This is a genomic window from Agathobaculum ammoniilyticum (assembly GCF_025567315.1).
GTDB classification, from domain to species: domain Bacteria; phylum Bacillota; class Clostridia; order Oscillospirales; family Butyricicoccaceae; genus Agathobaculum; species Agathobaculum ammoniilyticum.
The window spans coordinates 127309-146486 of the sequence record NZ_JAOQJE010000001.1; the positions used below are offsets into that span (position 1 = coordinate 127309).

The window sequence follows — 19178 nt, forward strand, 5'->3', positions numbered from 1 at the left end:
TGTCGCTTTGAGCATTGAATTTTCCGGCGGCATGGCCGACGATGAACGCATTATTTCCACCAGGCAGTTGGCGGAGGATGAAACCGAAAATTCCCTGCGGCCGAAATCCATGGCGGATTATGTCGGCCAGGCAAAGGTAAAGGAAAACCTCGGTGTTTACATCGAAGCTGCAAAGCAGCGGGGAGAGGCGCTGGACCATACCCTGCTGTACGGCCCGCCGGGCTTGGGAAAAACCACGCTGGCCGGCATTATTGCAAATGAGATGGGGGTCAATATCCGCGTCACCAGCGGCCCTGCGATCGAAAAAGCAGGAGATTTGGCGGCTTTATTGACAAACCTTTCGGAAAATGATATTTTGTTTATCGATGAGATCCACCGTTTAGACCGTGCGGTCGAAGAGATCCTCTACCCGGCGATGGAGGACTACGCGCTCGATATCATTATTGGCAAGGGGCCTTCCGCGCGTTCAATCCGGCTCGACCTGCCGCGTTTCACCCTGATCGGGGCGACGACGCGCGCCGGACAGATGACCAGCCCGCTGCGTGACCGCTTCGGCGTGATGCTCCGTTTGGAACTTTATTCCGCGGAGGAGCTTTGTCATATCGTGGAACGCTCGGCAAGCATACTGAATGTGCCGTGCGAGCACGAGGGCGCTTTGGAAATCGCGCGCCGCAGCCGCGGCACGCCGCGTATTGCCAACCGCCTGCTGCGCCGTGTGCGCGATTTCGCGCAGGTGCGCGGCACGGGCACGATCGACAAGGCCAGCGCGGACATGGCGCTGCGCGCGCAGGAGATCGATGAGTTGGGGCTGGACGCGGTTGACCGGCGCATGCTCAAAAGCATCATGCTCAATTACGGCGGCGGTCCGGTCGGACTGGAAACGCTGGCCGCGACCATTGGTGAAGAAGCCATTACATTGGAGGATGTATACGAGCCGTATCTGATGCAGATCGGCTTTCTCAGCCGCACGCCGCGCGGGCGGTGTGTAACGATGCAGGCTTATCGGCACATGAATATGGAACCGGCGGACGGGCAGCAAATGCTGTGACGGCGCTGTTATCAATAAGAAAGTTAGGTGTTTGATATTGGGTAGATATTTTGGGACGGACGGTGTCCGCGGTGTGGCAAATTCCGAACTGGACGCGCTGCTTGCATTCAAAATCGGCGCGGCGGCGGCGTTTGTGCTGACGCAGGAAGCGACCCACAGCGGAAAAGCCAAGCTGCTGATCGGCAAGGATACGCGCATCTCCTCGGATATGCTGGAAAACGCGCTGGTGGCGGGCATCTGCTCAGTCGGCGCGGATGTGGAGCTGCTGGGCGTTATCCCAACACCGGCAGTAGCTTTTTTGACGATCAAGCATAAAGCGGATGCCGGCATCGTGATCTCGGCAAGCCATAACTCGTTTGAATATAACGGCATCAAGATATTTGCGGGCAACGGCTACAAGCTGCCGGACGAAACTGAGGCCAAAATCGAAGACCTGATCGACGACTTTGAATCCATCCCCAAAATGACCCATGAAAAGCTGGGCCGCGTGCTGAAAAGTGCGATCGATCCGGTGGTGGAGTACACCGACCACCTTGCGGAAACGATCAAGGGCGACTTGTCCGGCCTGCACGTCGCGGTGGACTGCGCAAACGGCGCATCCTCTACCACGGTCGAGCGGTTGATGCGTTTGGTCGAGTGCAGGGCGGAGATACGGTTTTACGAGCCGGATGGAATCAATATCAACGCGGGCTGCGGCTCGACTCATCTGGAACAGCTCAAGGAGCGCGTCCGGAAAGGCAGCTTTGATTTGGGCGTCGCGTTCGATGGCGACGCGGACCGCTGCCTGATCGTGGACGAAACTGGCGAGGAGCTGGACGGGGACCGCATCATGGCCGTATGCGCCGCCCATATGAAAAAGGAAGGCAAGCTGCGCGGTGGGGCGTTTGTCGCCACCGTGCTGTCCAACATGGGTCTGCACGCCTATGCTCAAAAAAACGACATGCGGATCGAATGCTCCAATGTGGGAGACCGGTATGTGCTGGAAATGATGTTGAACAAGGGATATATCCTTGGCGGCGAGCAGTCCGGCCATGTTATCTTCCTGGAATATGCCTCAACCGGAGATGGGGAGCTGACCGCGCTGCAGTTCATGTCCATTCTGAAAAGCAGTGGCAAAAAATGCTCGGAGATCGCCGCGGAGGTCGTGCCGTGGCCGCAGGTCATGATTAACGTCAAGGTGCCGAATGATAAAAAGGCCGCCCTGCAGGAGCTGCCGGAGGTCAAGGCTTCGATCGACGAGGCGGGCGCGGCTCTGGGGGAAAACGGCCGGATTTTGGTACGTCCCTCCGGTACAGAGGCTTTGGTGCGCGTTATGGTCGAAGGAAAGGACAGCAATCAGGTCGATACTTTGGCAAAAAGGGTTGCCAAAGTGATAGAGTCTGTCGTATAATAAGAAAGAGCCAACATAAGGTGGATGTGGTTTTCGCATCCACCTTGTTTTGTGAAAGAGAGGGGTGAAAAGCAGCGGTACAACAGAATAGCAAGTCAAGCGCCAGAACTGCGATGCAGCCGGTATCGCAGTTGACGAGGGAAGGGTTAATCGAAGTTTTCGGCGGATGCCCTTCGGCCATGAGTGGGTTGGTCGTGAGCAGACTGTTAAATCGCGCGGGCGACTGCGCGGACAGAGCAGATTCTGCATAACGCACTATTTTTATACCCAAAATTAAAAAACTGCCATCCTTTCTATTGGAGGAATTTATTCTTATGTGTGGAATCGTTGGATTTACGGGCCGCGAAAACGCGCTGCCCATTCTGATTAAGGGATTATACAGCCTCGAGTACCGTGGGTATGATTCCGCCGGCATCGCCGCCTTTACGCGGGACGGCCTGCGTGTTGTGAAAACACAGGGCCGCATCGCGAGCCTGGAAGAGAAAATCCAGTCCGAGGGCGGCTTGTCCTGCACCTGCGGCATCGGCCATACCCGCTGGGCGACGCATGGGGAGCCGTCCGACCGCAATTCCCATCCCCATCTGGGCGGTCGGGACGGTCAGGGCAAGGTCGCGGTCGTCCATAACGGGATCATAGAAAACTATAAGGAACTGCGGGAGCGACTGGAGGCGCATGGGTACACGTTCTGTTCCGAGACGGATACGGAGACCGTCGCGCACCTGGTCGACTACCTGCATACCGGCAAGCAGGAGGACTTGGCGAAGACCGTGCTCGCCGCAGTACAGCGCATCCGCGGCTCCTACGCACTGGGCGTGGTTTCTATGGACAATCCGGAGGAGATCGTCGCCGCGCGGCGGGATAACCCGCTGATTATCGGGCTCGGCCAAGGGGAAAATATGATTGCCTCGGATCTCACGGCGATTATCGGCCGGACCCGCGATTACATCATTCTGGACGACAATGAGGTGGCGATTATCCGGCCGGACAGCGTGGCTGTGATGAACGAGTTCGGCGACGTAGTGGAGAAAGCGGTCCAAACTGTCACTTGGGATATGTCGGCCGCGGAAAAGGGCGGCTACCAGCATTTCATGCTGAAAGAGATCATGGAGCAGCCGAAAGCGGTCGCGGATACAGTCAACCCGCGAATTCAGAACAATGCTGTTGTATTTGAGGAAAACGGCCTGACCGATGAACGGCTGCGCGAAATCGAAAATATTCATATCGTAGGCTGCGGTTCCGCCTTGCACGCGGGCATGGTCGGCAAACGTGTGATCGAGGCAATGTGCCGCATCCACTGTACGGCGGAGGTAGCCAGTGAGTTCCGGTATGAAAACCCGATCATCGGGAAAAAGGATCTCTGCATCGTAATCAGCCAGTCGGGCGAAACCGCCGATACGCTGGCGGCGATGCGGCTGGCCAAGCAGGCGGGCGCGTTCACGGTCGCGATCGTCAATGTGGTATCCTCGACCATCGCGCGCGAGGCGGACGGAGTGCTGTATACCTGGGCGGGGCCGGAGATATCGGTTGCGACCACAAAAGCATATTCCTCACAGCTTTCCGCCCTGTACCTGATCTCCGTGAAAATCGCACGCACGAGGGGCCTGATCTCGATCGGGGATGAGCGCGCGCTTTGCGCCGAGCTGCAGCGCTTGCCGGCCTGCATTGAGAAAGCGTTGGAAAGCCAGCAGGATATGCAGCGCATCTCCACGCGGTACGCCAACCGGCCGAGCGTGTTTTTCCTGGGGCGCGGCCTGGACTATGCTGCGGCGCTCGAGGCCTCGCTCAAGCTCAAGGAAATATCGTATATCCATTCCGAGGCATATGCGGCGGGAGAGCTCAAACACGGTACGATCTCGCTGATCGAGGAGGGGACACTGGTGGTGGCGTTGGCAACGCAGCCTGCGCTGTTTGAAAAAACCGTCTCCAACATCCGAGAGGTAGTTTCCCGCGGCGCGGTCGTCGTATTAGTCACCACGGACGACTTCACAGGGGATGAATCGGTCTGTCAGCATATTATCCGGCTGCCGAAATGTCTTTATGAATTTTCCGCGTCTCTTTCGATTATTCCCATGCAGCTTTTGGCATACTATATTGCGGTGGAGCGCAACTGCGACGTGGATAAACCGCGCAATCTCGCCAAGTCGGTGACTGTCGAATAATGAAAAATATTGTTTATTGTTCAATCGGCACAAAAAAATAAATCTGTTTTTGCCATCAAAACAGTAGTTTTCACAAAAATTCCTTGACATTATCTTTTTTTTCGCATATAATAAATCTTGACATGAGACACGGTATAGAAAATATTCCATTGCAGCCGTTATCCGATGAAGCGTTGTGCCGGCTGGCGCAGCAGGGCGGCGGCGATGCGGCGGAAGCTTTGGTAAAAAGGTATTCCAGACTGGTAAAGACCTGTGCGCGCCCGTATTTTTTAGTGGGTGCGGATGAAGAGGATCTGCTTCAGGAGGGGATGCTCGGTTTGATGAAAGCGATCCGCGAATATGATGAAGGAAAAGGCGTGCCGTTCAGCGCGTTTGCGAAGATCTGCGTTATGCGGAAAATTTTTTCCGCGGTGCGGTCTGCCGCCGCAATGAAGCACGACCCGCTCAATCGTTCCATGTCAATCGATCGACCTCTGTTTGAAGACCTTGCGGAATCGCACACCCGGGTTACGGCACCGATTGGTGACCCTGAATCGCTGGTGATCGGCAATGAGGAGAGGGAAGAACTGGTCCGTCGGCTCTACTCGCTTCTGTCTGAATTCGAGGCAAAGGTTTTAACATTGTTTTTGGATGGCCTGTCGTTTGAGGAAATGTCCAAAACGCTGCGTAAACCGATCAAGTCTGTGGATAATGCCATCCAGCGCATCAAGCGGAAATCGGCAAATATCAAACCCCAATAGGCGATTGCAGGCATGCGGCCTGTACGCATAAATTTCAGGTTCCCGAGGGAACGGTATCAAAGAGAGGTAAAAACCATGTACGAAGACAAGACTTTAGTATGCAAGGAATGCGGTCAGGAATTTGTGTTTACTGCCGGCGAGCAGGAATTCTATGCAGAGCGCGGTTTCCAGAACGAGCCGCAGCGCTGCAAGGCCTGCCGTGACGCCCGAAAGAACGCGGCTCGTGGCCCGCGCGAATATTTCACCGCTACCTGTGCTGCTTGCGGCGGAGAGGCTCGTGTTCCGTTCGAACCCAAGTCCGACCGTCCGGTATATTGCAGCGAATGCTTCGCCAAAATGCGCGAGCAGGGCTGATAAGTGAACGGAAAATGTCCGGCTAACGCCGGACATTTTTTGGTTTTACGAAGAGCAGCTCAGGGGACGGGCCGCTGCGGTGACGGATGGTTGGAAAGGAGAAAACGGCCGCGCGGTCGGCAGGGGGCGTTTATGGTAAAAAGGGCGCGTATTTTTTTGTTGATTTCTGATAAAACGCGATAAGGTGATTGAAATTTGTATATTTTTGCGGTATACTAAAGACAACAAAAAACAAACAGGAGGTCCATCATGGCGGCTATCACGAAAAAGACCACGATTGGCGAGGTGCTGAACCGCAATCTGGAAACGGCAAAGTTCTTTATGGAAATCGGTATGCATTGCTTGGGCTGCCCGGCATCGCAGGGCGAAAGCATTGAGGAGGCCTGCATGGTGCATGGCACCAATGCGGACGAACTGGTTGCCAAGCTCAACGCATTCCTGGGCGAATAAGGATGAAAGACAAGGGCCGGCAAAGCATGCCGGCCCATTTTTTAGGTGAGAAATGGAACGGATGATTTTAACGCCCCGCTTGGCCTGCATCGCAGCGCTGATCCCTCGTGGGGCGCGGCTGGCAGATATCGGAACGGATCATGGAAAACTGCCGGTTTCTCTGCTGCTTTCCGGACGTGTCGCCGCCGCGATCGGGTCGGATATCCGGCAGGGGCCGCTGGATCATGCGGCCCGTAATGCCGCGGAGCATGGTGTGGCGCTGCCGCTGCGCCTTGCGGCGGGGCTGGAGGCCGTGCGGCCGGAGGAGTGCGACACGGTCAGCATCGCCGGCATGGGAGGCCAGACGATTGCAGATATCCTGGCGGCCGCGCCGTGGACGGGAGATGGCGAGCATCTGCTGCTTTTACAGCCAATGACGATGGTCTATGAGCTTCGGCAGTGGTTTTGGGCGCATGGCTATATGATCGAGTGTGAAACGGTCTGTCGGGAGGAACGCCGGTATTATGTTGTGCTTTCCGTGCGCGGCGGTGGACCAGTGCGCGTGGTCCCGCTTTCCAGCTGCGCGTTTTCTCCGGCGCTGCTGCAGGCGGCGGGTGCGCGCGACTATCTGGAAAAGCTGCTTCAGCGGGAAATACGCGCGCTGGAGGGTATGCAAAGCGGAAGCGCGGTTGACCGCGCCGTCCTTGACGGACAGCGTGAAATCGTTCGCGTGATCAAACAGGCATGGGAGGAATTGGCATGATTACGGTTCAGGATATTGTAACGCTGCTGGAAGGGCTGGCGCCGCCCGCGCTGGCGGAAAGCTGGGATAATGTGGGGCTGCTTTGTGGGGATCGGGCGCGCGAAGTGACCAATGTGCTTTGCTCTCTCGATATTACCGAACAGGTCGTTGCGGAGGCGACGGAACGCGGCGCACAGATGATCGTCGCGCATCATCCGGTGATCTTTACCTCGATCAGTCGGATAACCGAGGACGATGCGACTGGACGTATCCTGCGTGCCGCGATCCGGCATGAGATTGCCCTCGTTTGTATGCACACCAACGCGGACTGTGCGCAGGGAGGCGTTAACGACGCCCTGGCCGCTGCGCTGTTCCTCACCAACGTGGGGAATCTGGAAGCGGGGGAAAACGGGATGCTGGGACGTGTTGGCGACCTGCCAAAGGAAATGGGGCCGCGGGAGTTCGCGCTTTATGTCAAAGAGTGTCTGCGTGCGTGCGGCGTTCGCTTTTGTGATGGCGGCCGGCCGATCCGTCGGGTGGCGGTCGGCGGCGGAGCCTGTGGCAAAATGATGGATTTTGCAATCGCAAAGGGGGCGGACGCATTCGTGATCGGAGACTGCAGCTACGACCTGATGCAGCGCGCGCAGACGCTTGGGCTGACGCTTGCGGACGCGGGTCATTTCTCAACCGAAAATCCGGTGACAGCGGCGTTCGCGGAGCAGATAGGCGGGGCGTTCCCCGCGTTGCGCGTCAGCGTTTCCGAGCGGCACGCGGACTGCATCCAATTTGTATAAGGAAGATCGATCATGCCATTAGATGCTATCTGCCTTGGGGCAGTAACGGAAGAATTGAATCATGTGCTCGCGGGCTGCCGTGTGGAAAAGGTGTACCAGCCCGATCGGGATGAGATCGTGCTGCAGACGAGAGGCCAGGGCGGCGCAAGGCGCTTGCTGGTGTCGACCGCCGCCGGCGCGCCGCGGGTGCATTTTATTGACGTCGCGCGGGAGAATCCGGCGGCGCCGCCCATGTTCTGCATGCTCCTGCGCAAGCATGTGCAGGGGGCAAAAATTGCGGCAGTCGTACAGCCGGCTGTGGAACGGATGCTGACTATCGAACTGGATACGACAGACGAAATGGGGGTGGCCTGCAAAAAACATCTGATCTGCGAGTTGATGGGGAAGCACTCCAACGTCATCCTGTGCGGGGAGGATAACCGTATCATTGACGCGATGCGCCGCGTGGACGGAGACCTTTCCGGTAAGCGGCAGGTATTGCCCGGCCTGTTTTACAGGTTGCCGCCGGCGCAGGAGAAGCATGACCCCTTTGCTCTGTCGGGAGTGGGGCTGTCGGCCTCCCTGCAATCCGCGGATGGAGAGATGGGGCTTGACCGGTATCTGCTCAGCCAACTGCTTGGATTTTCGCCGCTGCTGTGCCGCGAGCTATCCTATCGGGCGACGGGAGACACCGCGAAGCCGGTCGGCAAACTGACCGCAGAGGAGCAGCTTCGTCTGGCGCAGGTGTTTGAGGACTTGAAAAGCTATCTCACAGAAAAACGGTGGAAGCCGTTCTTGCTTACGAAGACAGAGGATCATGCGGTTTTTGACTTTTCCTTTCTGCCAATCACGCAATATGAAGGCCTGATGACAGTATCGCAGGAGCAAAGCTTCTCGGACCTGCTGGCCGCGTTTTTTGAGAAAAAAGGGAAAGCGGAGCGCATGGCGCGGCGCTCGGCCGATTTGCATAAGGCCGTCGTCAACGCGCGCGACCGCTTGGCAAGAAAGCTGGCTGCGCAGCAAAAGGAGCTGGACGCGACGCAAAACCGCGAACAGTATAAACGGCTGGGTGACCTAATCACGGCAAACCTGTACCAGCTTGAAAAGGGGATGAACAAGGCGGTGGTCGTGGACTATTACGACGAGGCCTGTCCCGAGGTGGAGGTCGCTTTGGATGTCCGATTGACGCCGCAGCAAAACGCGCAGAAGTATTTCAAGCTGTACAACAAAGCCAAGACTGCGGAGGAAGTGCTGACGCAGCAGCTCGCACAGGGCCGTGCAGATCTGGATTATCTGGAAAGCGTGCTGGTCGCGCTGGGTGAGGCGGAGAGTGAACGGGACCTTGCTCAGCTGCGGGAGGAGCTGACACAGGCGGGCGTCCTGTCCAGCAAGCAGGCGCGCAACAAAAAGCAACGCGTGAAGCCGGTGGCCGCAAAGCCGTTCCATTATCGCTCGAGCGACGGTTTTGATATCTTCGCGGGAAAAAACAACCTGCAAAACGATCTGTTGACGCTGAAGACTGCGTTTAAAAGCGATATCTGGTTCCACACACAGAAGATTCACGGCTCGCATGTGATTCTGGTGGCCGATGGGCGCGAACCAACCGATCGGGCTATGACGGAAGCGGCCATGATCGCGGCGTACCATTCCAAAGCGCGGCAGTCCTCGCTTGTGCCAGTAGATTACACGCCGGTACGGCAGGTCAAAAAGCCGGCGGGGGCCAAGCCGGGTATGGTGATCTATCATGTGTACCAAACAGCCTACGTCACGCCGGATGAGGCGGCGGTGGAAAGACTCCGCATCGAGTAAAAATGGAGAAGCAGGATGTGGTTTGATAAGATCCTATATGGATTGCCGTACCTTCATTTGAGATATCGGCTAAGGTATATTGTGAATGCGGAAAGAGGGAAGTATATGATTCTGTCCGGTAAGGAGATTGTAAAGCATATCGGCAAGGAAATTATTATCGAGCCATTCGATCCAAAGCGGGTCAATCCGAACAGCTATAACCTGTCGCTGGCGAACGAGCTGCTTGTTTATGATAACGATGTACTTGACATGAAAACCCCGAATACGGCGCACCGTATCGAGATACCGGAGGAAGGCCTGCTCTTACAGCCCAACCGCCTGTACCTGGGGCGCACAAACGAATATACGGTGACAGACCGGTATATCCCCATGCTGGAGGGACGGTCGTCGACCGGACGCTTGGGTCTGTTCATCCATGTTACCGCTGGTTTTGGAGACGTGGGGTTTGCGGGTTACTGGACATTGGAGATATTCTGCGTGCAGCCGATTCGGATTTATCCTAATGTGGAGATCTGTCAGATTTATTATCACGATATCGATGGAGAGTATGATCCGTATACCAGTGGAAAATATCAGAACAATACGGGGATTCAGCCGAGCCTGCTGTACCGCGACTTTGAAAAAAGTGATACCTGAAAGGAGGGGCGCATAGCGCCCCTCCTTTAATTTTCCATCAGCAACATTGCGCGGTATAACATTTCACAGGCGACCTGCCGGGTAATCGGTTCGCCGCTGTCCAGCATCGAAGCAAGAGGGGAGAGCACGTCCAACCGAGACATGCTGCTGACCGCGCTTTGCGCCCAGTCCATTTCTGCGGTATGCTCGGGGGCGATAACATATTCCGCGCCGTCGAGCGCCTCTCCCAGAAGATTTCGAATCACAACGCTTGCTTCCGCCAATGTGATGGGGTTCTGTCCCCGTATCTCGGCCAGGCCGCCGGCGGTCTGGTATCCGCTGACCAGCCCATTTGCGGCGGCTGTACTCACAAAGGGCTTTGCCCATAGAGAGAGGCCACGGTCGTCGGCAAAGTCGGTCTGCTGGGTCGGTTCAACCGGAAGCTTGGCGACCGCGGTTGCCATAGTGATGAATTCGCTGCGCGTCACGGTCTGGGCAGGACGGAAGAAGGAACAGCCGCCAATATTTTCGCCGGTCATAATACCATTTTCCGACAGGCAGATTGCGGCATAATGCGCGGGATTTCCCGTCATGTCGGAATAGGTGAGTCCAGCGCGGTTCTTTTTCACTGTGATCGTAACGTCGGCAGGCTCCGCCGTATTCCCATTGGCATCGACAACCGTATAGGAAAATTTATCCTTGCCCGCTTTTTTCGCAGGGGAATAAGATAGAATATTTCCTTCGATCGATGCAGTGCCGAGACGAGGCTGTTCGGTAAGCTGGTACAGAACAATATCATTATCAGAATCCGCAGCGGTCAGCTCTACCTCAATCGGTATCTCTACGCAAGTCTCTGCCTCGACGGCATAGGCTGCAGGGACGCCCGCAGCCGGCGTTTCCGATGTCAGGCCGGCTGCAAGCGCCACGCCGGAAAAGAGTACTGTGGCGGGCAGCAGCAGTACAGCGATCAATAATTTTCGATCCATAAAATCATACACCCTTTCCAGAATGTTCTGCATCCCGCAGTATGCACCGCTTTGAAGGGCTTTATGCATAAATTTTCCGGAATATTTGCAAGCGAAACCATAATCTTGCCGAAAGGCAGGAAATAGGGGGAAAATGCTTGCCGAAATTCGTGCTTTGTGGCATAATTTTTATATAAGGAATACAGGAACAGGGAAAGGAGAATGAGAATGGAAAACCATCAGCTTGTTCTGGTGCTGGACTTCGGCGGGCAGTATAACCAGTTGATCGCGCGGCGCGTGCGTGAACATCATGTATATTGTGAGGTCAAGCCCTACAAAACCCCGCTTGAGGAGATCAGGGCGATGCATCCAATCGGCATCATATTTACCGGTGGACCGAACAGCGTTTATGATGAAAAATCTCCGAAGTGCGATCCGGCGCTTTTTGAGTTGGGCATTCCGGTTTTAGGGATTTGCTACGGTTGCCAGCTTATGGCGCATACGCTGGGGGGCGAGGTAACTGCCGCGCAGGAGGATACAGCGCGCGAATATGGAAAAACGGATACATTTTATAATACGGGCTGCAAGCTGTTCAAGGGGCTTCCGGAGCAGGGAATATCCTGGATGAGCCACGGCGACTACATGGCGAAAGTACCGGAGGGCTTTTCGCTTGTCGCACATACCGAAATGTGTCCGACAGCAGCGATCGCGGATGAGGCGCGCGGCTTTTACGGCGTGCAGTACCATCCGGAGGTCAATCACACAGAAAACGGTACGTTGATGCTGAAAAATTTCCTTTATGAGGTGTGCGGCGCCAAAGGCGACTGGACGATGGAGGACTATAAGAATTCGTCGATCAAGTCGATTCGGGAAAAGGTCGGCGATGGCAAGGTCCTGCTGGCGCTGTCCGGCGGCGTGGATTCCTCCGTTGCGGCAGCTTTGCTGGCCGAAGCGGTCGGAAATCAGTTGACATGTGTTTTTGTCGACCATGGCCTTATGCGTAAGGATGAAGGAGACGAAGTCGAGGCCGCGTTTGCGAAATGGGACATCAACTTTATCCGTGTGGATGCGGAGAAGCGTTTCCTGGACAAGCTGGCCGGTATTTCCGATCCGGAAACAAAGCGCAAGATCATCGGTGAGGAATTTATCCGCGTTTTCGAGGAGGAAGGCAAAAAAATCGGCAAGGTCGATTATCTGGTCCAAGGAACGATTTACCCAGACGTGATTGAATCCGGTGCGGGTGACGCGGCGGTCATCAAGAGCCACCACAACGTCGGCGGCCTGCCGGATTTCGTGGACTTCAAGGAGATCATAGAGCCGCTGCGCCTGCTGTTTAAGGATGAAGTGCGCCAGCTTGGCCGCGAGCTTGATTTGCCGGAATACTTGGTCATGCGCCAGCCGTTCCCAGGCCCGGGCCTTGCGATTCGCGTCATTGGTGAGATCACCAGGGAGAAACTGGATATTCTGCGTGAGGCAGACTTTATTTTTCGCGATGAGGTTGCAAAGGCTGGTTTGGAGCATACGATGAACCAGTATTTTGCAGTATTGACCAATATGCGTTCGGTCGGCGTGATGGGCGACGGACGGACGTATGATTATACGGTCGCGCTGCGCTCGGTGACTACCACCGACTTTATGACAGCCGATTGGGCGCGGATTCCGTATGAGGTACTCGACCGTGTGAGTGTGCGGATTGTAAACGAGGTCGGCCATATCAACCGGATTGTGTATGATATTACGTCCAAGCCTCCAGCAACGATTGAGTGGGAATGATTTCAGAGGTCTGAAAAAGCCCGGAATGACTGGGTTTTCTAAGGCGTGATGCCCTCTGTGGCAACGATTTGGCAACATTTTTTCATTATTCATAAAAAGAGAGCTAACTGATTTTGATTAGTCAGTTAGCTTTCTTTTTATTATTGTCCTGTGCAACAAACGGCCCCTCTCATGGCCTATAAGTGAGATGGTCAAGCGAGATCCTGGGGCGGCACCTTCACATAGGTCTGAGCCTTGTCAAACTCCGGGTAGTGGTAGCGCCACTTGTCGTAATCCTCTTTGGAGATCTCACCTGCCTCCAACATGGCAGCGGCCTGCTGCCAAGAACAGAGCATTTCGTGCAGCCGGGCGGCGTCCTTGTTCTTTCGCACATCGACTTTCAGGCAGATTTCTCCATCCATCTCGCTGATCTTGAGTCCATAGTTGTCCTCCAGGGTAAACAGCGTGTGCATCAGCCCTACATAGGAGTCTATGTCAGGGACAGAAAGCGCATGGGGTGAGATATCCAGTACCTCAGCCAGGGCAGCGGTCAGGTCTGCCTTTGGGGTTCTTGATCCTGTTTCGTACTGTGCAAGGCGCACATCGGCAGACTTCTCCGGGAAGCTTAGCGCCATACCGAGATATTTCTGTGTCATCCCCCGCAGGAGACGGAAAAAGTGAATTCGTTCACCAATCGCCATATATTTAGCTCACATCTATGGTTATTCTTATAAGAAACATAGCATATTTGCTTAGCGTTGTCAAGATAATCTAAGCAAATTTATTTAATAATACTTTCTCAAAAAGGCTTGAACTAAGCGTATATGTATAGTGCCATAAGAGCACTAAGCGAATACGCTTAGATACCATAGCATATTAAATGACCCGCCAGATTTCTAGTTTCAAATCAGAGAAAAGAGGCGGACATTGGCAAGGAGGCATTTATGGAACGCAATAACCGCAGACAGCAGTCACCAACACTAAGGAAAGGAAGGTATTTATTATGGTAAACCAGATTTTTATGCGCGTCAATGAAGTGGCCGAGGAACTGGGGGTATCCGTTCCATACGCCTAAAAGCTTATCCGGCAGATGAATGAGGAACTGGCGAAAAACGGCTGCATCACGATTTCCGGGCGGATCGACCGCAAACTCTTCCACGAGAAGTTTTACGGCACGAGAACCGAGACGGCGAGAAAGGGGGAGTAATTATGGCAGCGTTTAAGAACAAGGACAACGGAACCTGGTATGTACAGTTCCGCTACACCGACTGGAAGAGTGAGCGCCAGCAGAATCTCAAAAGGGGCTTTGTCACCAAGCGGGAGGCGCTGGAATGGGAACGGGAGTTCCTGATGGAAAAGCAGGCCGATGTGAACATGACCTTTGAGAGCTTCGTTGCTCTCTATGAAAGGGATATTAAGCCCAAGCTGAAGCTCAACACCTGGCTCACCAAGGAGAGTATCATCAAAAAGAAGATTCTGCCCTACTTTGCCAAGCGGAAGCTGTCGGAGATCACTGCCAAGGACATTATGCGCTGGCAGAACGAGATTCGGGAAATGCGGGACTGTCACGCAAACCTCTGTCCAAAACCTACCTTAAGACCGTTCACAATCAGCTCAGCGCCATTTTCAATCATGCTGCACGGTTTTACGGCTTGAATATCAACCCGGCCCGGCAGGCGGACAACATGGGGCAGAAGAACGAAAGGAGATGCTGTTCTGGACCCGGGAGGAGTACACTAAGTTTTCCGAGGCCATGATGGATAAGCCGCTGTCCTTTTACGCCTTTGAAGTTCTGTACTGGTGCGGTGTCTGGGAGGGAGAACTGTTGGCCTTACCCCCGGCGGATTTCGACTTTGAGAAGCGCACCCTCACCATCAACAAGTCGTACCAGCGGATCAACAAGCAGGATGTCATCACCACTCCCAAGACGCCCAAGAGCAACCGGGTGATCCAGATGCCCCAGTTCCTCTGTGACGAGTTGCAGGACTACCTCAAGCAGTTCTACGGCGTGGAGCCGGATGTTTCCCATCAGCAAAAGCTATCTCCACCGGGAAATGGATTGTGGTTGTAAGCAAACCGGAGTAAAACGCATTCGCATCCACGATTTGAGACATAGCTACATCAGTTTGTTGATTGACATGGGCTTTACCACCCTGGCCATCGCGGAGCGTGTGGGGCATGAGAGTATCGACATCATCTACCACTACGCCCATCTTTTCCCCACCCGTCAGGTAGAAATGGCCGACAAGCTGGATTCACTAAAAAACGAGAAAGGAGCGTAAGAAAATGTCCAAGAAGAACTATGACAACCACAACCGCTGGAGAAACAAGACAGTGGTGTTCAGGGTATCAGCGGAGGAAGACCTCCATCTGGAAGCACTGGTGAAGCTCACCGGCTTGACTAAACAGGATTACATCATCCGACGACTGCTTTGCCGGAATGTGGTGGTCTAGGGTAACCCCAGGGTCTATAAAGCGCTGCGGGATCAGCTGGCCGCTGTGTTGGACGAGCTGCGCCGGATCGAGGCCGGGGAGGGCGTGAATGATGATCTGCTGGACACTATCCAGATGATCGCAACTATTATGAACGGAATGCAGGAGGACTTTGCCTATGACCGATGAAAAAAGAAAATGACTGCCCATGGCTCATCTGTTGGCGCAGATGATGTGGTCAGTCAATCTCTACAAATTCTAAGTTCACTATACCAGACCCAGAGGAAAAAAGCAATTCTTCCGAAAGAGATTTGGAGGAACTTTATCGGAAGATGCGCCGTATGAGCGACCCAGCTTACCTGCACACTGTAACCCTGGATGAGCTGATGGACAATGTGTTTGAGATAAAGTCCGCAGTGATTGAAAACCTGCTCTATACTGGAGCATATATCCTTGCCGAAGCACCCAAAATCGGCAAGTCCTTCCTGGTGGCCCAAATCGCCTACTATGTCAGCACTGGACAGAACTTGTGGGCTACAAGCCCCATCAGGGAACTGTCCTCTATCTTGCTCTGGAAGATGACGAGAGCCGCTTGCAACGCCGGATGTTTCGTATGTTCGGCGTAGAGGGGACAAGCTCCCTCCACTTCGCCACCCGCTAAAATGATTGGCGGTGGCCTGGATGAACAGCTGGAAAAGTTCGCTCTGGAACACAGCGATACCAAGCTGATTATCGTGGATACCCTGCAAAAAGTCAGGGAAGCGGTGAGCGACAGTTACAGCTACTCCAGCGACTATGAGGTAATCGGCAAGCTGAAACAATTTGCCGACCGATATGGCGTCTGTGTCCTGATTGTCCACCGCACCAGAAAGCAGCCTGCTGGAGACAGCTTTGAGATGATTTCTGGTACAACCGGCTTGCTGGGCTGTGCGGATGGGGCACTCTTGATGCAGAAGGAAAAGCGGACAGATAGCAAGGCTACTCTTGAGGTGGTGGGCAGAGACCAGCCGGATCAGCGGCTGTATCTGAGCAAAGACCAAGAGCGCCTGGTTTGGGGTCTCCGACCATGCAGAGAATGAGCTTTGGAAGCAGTCTCCTGACCCTGTGCTGGAAGCCGTGGCGAAGATTGTATCCTCCGCGAACCGCGAATGGAGGAAGGCAGTCCCACCGAGCTGGCCTAGGCGATTCAAACGGATATGGCGATAAACCGGCTCATCAAACATCTGAATGTGAATGCCAGACGGTTGCTGGAAGAGCATCAGGTGAAGTACGAGAACAAAACCAAGCACGCCGGACGGCGTATCCGGCTGACCTACATGGTGGTGGAAGCACCCGCGTTTGAAGTAATCGAGCAAAGCGCGACGCTCGCAACGGTCGCGACGGTGTTTTGAGGGGTACTCCCAGCACCGTTGCGATCGTCGCCACCGTCGCGGAACGAAAAAACTGGGGTGGTATTTTACCACCCCATCTTCCAGGAAGGTGCCCCATTTTAGGACACCCTAAAAGTACCATAGGATGTCGCGTTTCACGACACCCTATGCTCCGAAACGGGGCACCGGGTACAGATAAAAAAAGCGTTCGCAGAACGCGCAGCCACAGAATGAAATTCTGTGTTCAGAAGGGGCTTGGGGGCGCTGCCCTCAACAAGCAGACGGCAGGAAATGTGAGTGTGTATTCACACTTGCATTGCTTGCCGGTAGTGCGCACCCCTGAAAAAGCCTTGAAAATCAAGGGTTTGCGCTTCCTGGAAGTTTGTCCGCATAGCGGCCAGCCTGCAAGGTAAAATAATTTCATACTTTGCAGACAGGAGGCTACGAAATGGAATATTTCAAATTGACGGCGGAGCGGATCGCGGCCTATGGCCGCTATTTGAAGCAGGAGGAACGGACCCCGGCCACGCTGGAAAAATATCTGCGGGATGTGCGGGCTTTCTCACTCTGGCTGGATGGGGAGGCCGTTACCAGGGAGGCCGTGACCGGCTGGAAGGATCGGCTGCTGGCGGAGCGCCGCGCTCCCTCCACGGTGAACGCGGCCTTGTCCGCGCTCAACGGCCTGTTCCGTTTTCTCGGCTGGGAGGGCTGCCGGGCGCGGTTCGTCAAGGTACAGCGGCGGCTGTTCCGTGACCCGGCCCGCGAACTCACCCGCCCAGACTATGAGCGGCTAATCGCCACGGCGCGGGAGCTGGGCAAGGAACGGCTGGCGCTGGTGATGGAGACGATCTGCGCTACCGGCGTCCGGGTGTCCGAGGTTCGCTATCTCACCGTGGAAGCCGTTCAGCGGGGCCGGGCGGAAATCTCCCTGAAAGGGAAAGTCCGGGTGATCCTCATTCCCACCAAGCTGGCACGGAAGCTCTTGAAATACGCCAAGAAAAACAAAACCGCTTCCGGCGAGATTTTTCTCACGGGAAACGGCAAAAGTCTTTCAAGGCGGCAGATATGGGCGGAAATGAAACGGCTGTGCGTCAGGGCGGGGGTGGAGCCGTCCAGGGTGTTCCCCCATAATCTCCGGCATCTGTTCGCCACGGCCTACTACCGGGCCTACCGGGATATTGCAAAGCTGGCGGACGTGCTGGGGCACAGCTCCATTGAAACGACCCGTATCTATCTCCTGACCTCCGGCGCGGAGCACCAGCGCCAGCTTGACCGCTTGGGGCTGGTGTCGTAGGCGGAGTTAACATTCCGCCCCAAACAAAACGATTTTTCTACCTGCGGGACTACATATGCAAAATAATTATATCATTCCTGTCCTTGAAAAGCAAGGAAGTTCCTAACTTTTGGGCGTGAAAAAGCCAGCCGCAAAAAGAAGATTTTTTTGCGGCCTGGTTTCGTGCGTCCCCCGCTCTCCTTTCACGGGAGCAGGGGACGCTTATTTTTTGTGTTTGGCCTTTCCAATGGACACATGAGCACTAAAGCTGTGTGCGGAATGTTAATTCTGACTGCTGAGAGGTAATGGGTATGCCAGCGGAAAAGATACAGGAAAGGTCTGGCCTTTCCGAAAATACAGAACGCGACCATAGGCCCGGCCTGTGCCTGACGGACGAGCTGGAGCTGCGGTTCCTGGAAAACCTGCGGGAGCATGGGCGGGCAAAAGATACCATCAGCGTCTACCGCCGCAACCTCTCCAAGCTGCGGAAAAGTCTGCCGGAGGACAGCAATCTGACCCCCACCTTTCTTTCCAACTGGCAGTCCGAGTTATTGGATCAGGGTTATTCCCCCGGCACCGTGAATAGCTGCACCGCCACCGTCAACAGCCTTTTGGAGTTTGCCGGGCGGCGGGACCTACAAGCGGGGCAGCTTCCCTTAAACGAGGGAACACTTTTGCCGGAGCTGACCCGGAACGAATATCTCCGGCTGCTCCAGACGGCAAAGCTGCTGGGCAAACGCCAGACCTATCTGCTGGTGCTGATGTTCGGCACAATGGATCTGCCGCTTCATGCCTTGGCCAGTGTGACCGTGGAGGCCGTGCGGGAGGGCTGGGTATTTGCTCCACAGCGGCTGCGCGTCCCTCCCTGCCTGCGGGCGGAGCTGCTGGCCTATGCTGGGGAGCGGGGGATCGGGAGCGGCCCGGTGTTCTGTACCCGGTATGGCAAACTGATGGACAGGGGGAATATCAATGTCCGTCTCCAGTCCTTGTCCCGTGACGCGCGGGTATCGCCGGAAAAATGCAATCCCCGGTGCCTGCGGAAACTGTGCGTTGCCACACAAGAGGGCATCCGAGCCAGTTTGGAACTTCTGATCGAGCAAGCCTATGACCGGCTACTGGAAACGGAGGCTTTGACTGTGGGATGGAACGAAAGCGAGGTGATGGAACGATGACCTTTGAAATACCGCTTGTGGACGCTCTTTCTATTCAAGCGGACTGCATGTATTTATCTGATCTGCGCTATCTGGACAAATGGCAGCGGGTGCGGCTGGCCCGAATATTGGAGCAGTTGCCAGCCGATGCCGCTTCTCTGGAAGAATGGAATAA

Annotated in this window: 18 protein-coding genes and 2 pseudogenes; 18 read left to right on the forward strand and 2 right to left on the reverse strand. The window is 55.0% G+C overall.

What is annotated here, in order from left to right:
• The first annotated feature begins 7 nt into the window (after positions 1 to 7).
• The 10 genes from ruvB to dcd all read left to right on the forward strand — a co-directional run bounded on the left by ruvB (position 8) and on the right by dcd (position 10080).
• A complete protein-coding gene (gene ruvB, locus OCV66_RS00655; protein ID WP_054325856.1) occupies positions 8 to 1048 on the forward strand; it encodes a Holliday junction branch migration DNA helicase RuvB in 1041 nt (346 codons plus the stop codon).
• A 37-nt stretch (positions 1049 to 1085) separates the two neighbouring features.
• Complete coding sequence (gene glmM / locus OCV66_RS00660) at positions 1086 to 2438, forward strand: phosphoglucosamine mutase (RefSeq protein WP_054326068.1); 1353 nt, start codon at positions 1086 to 1088, stop codon at positions 2436 to 2438.
• A gap of 314 nt (positions 2439 to 2752) precedes the next feature.
• The gene (glmS, locus tag OCV66_RS00665; RefSeq protein WP_054325857.1) at positions 2753 to 4597 is read left to right on the forward strand and encodes a glutamine--fructose-6-phosphate transaminase (isomerizing); all 1845 of its coding nucleotides are present in this window, start codon (positions 2753 to 2755) and stop codon (positions 4595 to 4597) included.
• An 83-nt stretch (positions 4598 to 4680) separates the two neighbouring features.
• The gene (locus tag OCV66_RS00670) at positions 4681 to 5337 is read left to right on the forward strand and encodes a sigma-70 family RNA polymerase sigma factor (RefSeq protein WP_242977784.1); all 657 of its coding nucleotides are present in this window, start codon (positions 4681 to 4683) and stop codon (positions 5335 to 5337) included.
• Positions 5338 to 5412: 75 nt separating this feature from the next.
• Complete coding sequence (locus OCV66_RS00675) at positions 5413 to 5691, forward strand: zinc-ribbon domain containing protein (protein ID WP_054325859.1); 279 nt, start codon at positions 5413 to 5415, stop codon at positions 5689 to 5691.
• A gap of 249 nt (positions 5692 to 5940) precedes the next feature.
• On the forward strand, positions 5941 to 6141 hold the full coding sequence (locus OCV66_RS00680) for a DUF1858 domain-containing protein (RefSeq protein WP_054325860.1): 201 nt from the start codon (positions 5941 to 5943) through the stop codon (positions 6139 to 6141).
• A 52-nt stretch (positions 6142 to 6193) separates the two neighbouring features.
• Positions 6194 to 6883 carry a tRNA (adenine(22)-N(1))-methyltransferase gene (locus tag OCV66_RS00685; protein WP_147573658.1) on the forward strand — a complete coding sequence of 230 codons (690 nt, stop codon included), beginning with the start codon at positions 6194 to 6196 and terminating at the stop codon, positions 6881 to 6883.
• Complete coding sequence (locus OCV66_RS00690; RefSeq protein ID WP_054325862.1) at positions 6880 to 7656, forward strand: Nif3-like dinuclear metal center hexameric protein; 777 nt, start codon at positions 6880 to 6882, stop codon at positions 7654 to 7656. Before OCV66_RS00685 ends, OCV66_RS00690 begins: the two co-directional genes overlap by 4 nt.
• A gap of 12 nt (positions 7657 to 7668) precedes the next feature.
• Positions 7669 to 9444 (forward strand): Rqc2 family fibronectin-binding protein, encoded by a 1776-nt coding sequence (locus OCV66_RS00695; RefSeq protein ID WP_147573659.1) that lies wholly within the window; start codon positions 7669 to 7671, stop codon positions 9442 to 9444.
• Positions 9445 to 9549: 105 nt separating this feature from the next.
• Positions 9550 to 10080 carry a dCTP deaminase gene (gene dcd, locus OCV66_RS00700; RefSeq protein WP_054325863.1) on the forward strand — a complete coding sequence of 177 codons (531 nt, stop codon included), beginning with the start codon at positions 9550 to 9552 and terminating at the stop codon, positions 10078 to 10080.
• Between the two features lie 26 nt (positions 10081 to 10106).
• Here the strand turns inward: dcd and OCV66_RS00705 are convergent, their stop codons facing one another.
• A complete protein-coding gene (locus OCV66_RS00705) occupies positions 10107 to 11045 on the reverse strand; it encodes an Ig-like domain-containing protein (RefSeq protein ID WP_159068006.1) in 939 nt (312 codons plus the stop codon).
• A 207-nt stretch (positions 11046 to 11252) separates the two neighbouring features.
• Here OCV66_RS00705 and guaA point away from each other — a divergent pair, with 207 nt between their 5' ends.
• Positions 11253 to 12797, forward strand: a complete 1545-nt coding sequence (gene guaA / locus OCV66_RS00710; protein ID WP_054325865.1) for a glutamine-hydrolyzing GMP synthase — start codon at positions 11253 to 11255, stop codon at positions 12795 to 12797.
• A gap of 191 nt (positions 12798 to 12988) precedes the next feature.
• On the opposite strand, the gene OCV66_RS00715 is transcribed toward guaA, so the two are convergent.
• Positions 12989 to 13477 (reverse strand): helix-turn-helix domain-containing protein, encoded by a 489-nt coding sequence (locus OCV66_RS00715; protein ID WP_054325866.1) that lies wholly within the window; start codon positions 13475 to 13477, stop codon positions 12989 to 12991.
• Positions 13478 to 13985: 508 nt separating this feature from the next.
• Between OCV66_RS00715 and OCV66_RS00725 the strand changes: the two are divergent.
• The 7 genes and pseudogenes from OCV66_RS00725 to OCV66_RS00745 all read left to right on the forward strand — a co-directional run bounded on the left by OCV66_RS00725 (position 13986) and on the right by OCV66_RS00745 (position 19024).
• Positions 13986 to 15058, forward strand: a pseudogene (locus OCV66_RS00725) (site-specific integrase).
• Between the two features lie 4 nt (positions 15059 to 15062).
• A pseudogene (locus OCV66_RS00730) lies at positions 15063 to 15398 on the forward strand (plasmid mobilization protein).
• 152 nt (positions 15399 to 15550) lie between these two features.
• On the forward strand, positions 15551 to 15835 hold the full coding sequence (locus OCV66_RS15565) for a hypothetical protein (protein WP_390124055.1): 285 nt from the start codon (positions 15551 to 15553) through the stop codon (positions 15833 to 15835).
• A 36-nt stretch (positions 15836 to 15871) separates the two neighbouring features.
• Entirely contained in the window at positions 15872 to 16288 is a 417-nt protein-coding gene (locus OCV66_RS15575; protein ID WP_390124052.1) for an AAA family ATPase, read from the forward strand.
• 117 nt (positions 16289 to 16405) lie between these two features.
• Entirely contained in the window at positions 16406 to 16600 is a 195-nt protein-coding gene (locus OCV66_RS15580) for a hypothetical protein (protein ID WP_390124049.1), read from the forward strand.
• Between the two features lie 427 nt (positions 16601 to 17027).
• Entirely contained in the window at positions 17028 to 17873 is an 846-nt protein-coding gene (locus OCV66_RS00740) for a tyrosine-type recombinase/integrase (RefSeq protein WP_054325867.1), read from the forward strand.
• Positions 17874 to 18163: 290 nt separating this feature from the next.
• A complete protein-coding gene (locus OCV66_RS00745) occupies positions 18164 to 19024 on the forward strand; it encodes a site-specific integrase (protein WP_054325868.1) in 861 nt (286 codons plus the stop codon).
• Positions 19025 to 19178 lie beyond the last annotated feature (154 nt).

Bases quoted from the DNA above. Each gene is read 5' to 3' on its own strand.
- OCV66_RS00690 (WP_054325862.1), top strand. From the start codon at position 6,880: ATGATTACGGTTCAGGATATTGTAACGCTGCTGGAAGGGCTGGCGCCG.
- glmS (WP_054325857.1), top strand. From the start codon at position 2,753: ATGTGTGGAATCGTTGGATTTACGGGCCGCGAAAACGCGCTGCCCATT.
- OCV66_RS00685 (WP_147573658.1), top strand. From the start codon at position 6,194: ATGGAACGGATGATTTTAACGCCCCGCTTGGCCTGCATCGCAGCGCTG.
- OCV66_RS00695 (WP_147573659.1), top strand. From the start codon at position 7,669: ATGCCATTAGATGCTATCTGCCTTGGGGCAGTAACGGAAGAATTGAAT.
- OCV66_RS00715 (WP_054325866.1), bottom strand. From the start codon at position 13,477: ATGGCGATTGGTGAACGAATTCACTTTTTCCGTCTCCTGCGGGGGATG.
- OCV66_RS00675 (WP_054325859.1), top strand. From the start codon at position 5,413: ATGTACGAAGACAAGACTTTAGTATGCAAGGAATGCGGTCAGGAATTT.
- guaA (WP_054325865.1), top strand. From the start codon at position 11,253: ATGGAAAACCATCAGCTTGTTCTGGTGCTGGACTTCGGCGGGCAGTAT.
- OCV66_RS15575 (WP_390124052.1), top strand. From the start codon at position 15,872: ATGATTGGCGGTGGCCTGGATGAACAGCTGGAAAAGTTCGCTCTGGAA.
- OCV66_RS00745 (WP_054325868.1), top strand. From the start codon at position 18,164: ATGCCAGCGGAAAAGATACAGGAAAGGTCTGGCCTTTCCGAAAATACA.
- dcd (WP_054325863.1), top strand. From the start codon at position 9,550: ATGATTCTGTCCGGTAAGGAGATTGTAAAGCATATCGGCAAGGAAATT.
- OCV66_RS15565 (WP_390124055.1), top strand. From the start codon at position 15,551: ATGAGCGACCCAGCTTACCTGCACACTGTAACCCTGGATGAGCTGATG.
- OCV66_RS00705 (WP_159068006.1), bottom strand. From the start codon at position 11,045: ATGGATCGAAAATTATTGATCGCTGTACTGCTGCTGCCCGCCACAGTA.
- OCV66_RS15580 (WP_390124049.1), top strand. From the start codon at position 16,406: ATGGCGATAAACCGGCTCATCAAACATCTGAATGTGAATGCCAGACGG.
- OCV66_RS00680 (WP_054325860.1), top strand. From the start codon at position 5,941: ATGGCGGCTATCACGAAAAAGACCACGATTGGCGAGGTGCTGAACCGC.
- OCV66_RS00740 (WP_054325867.1), top strand. From the start codon at position 17,028: ATGGAATATTTCAAATTGACGGCGGAGCGGATCGCGGCCTATGGCCGC.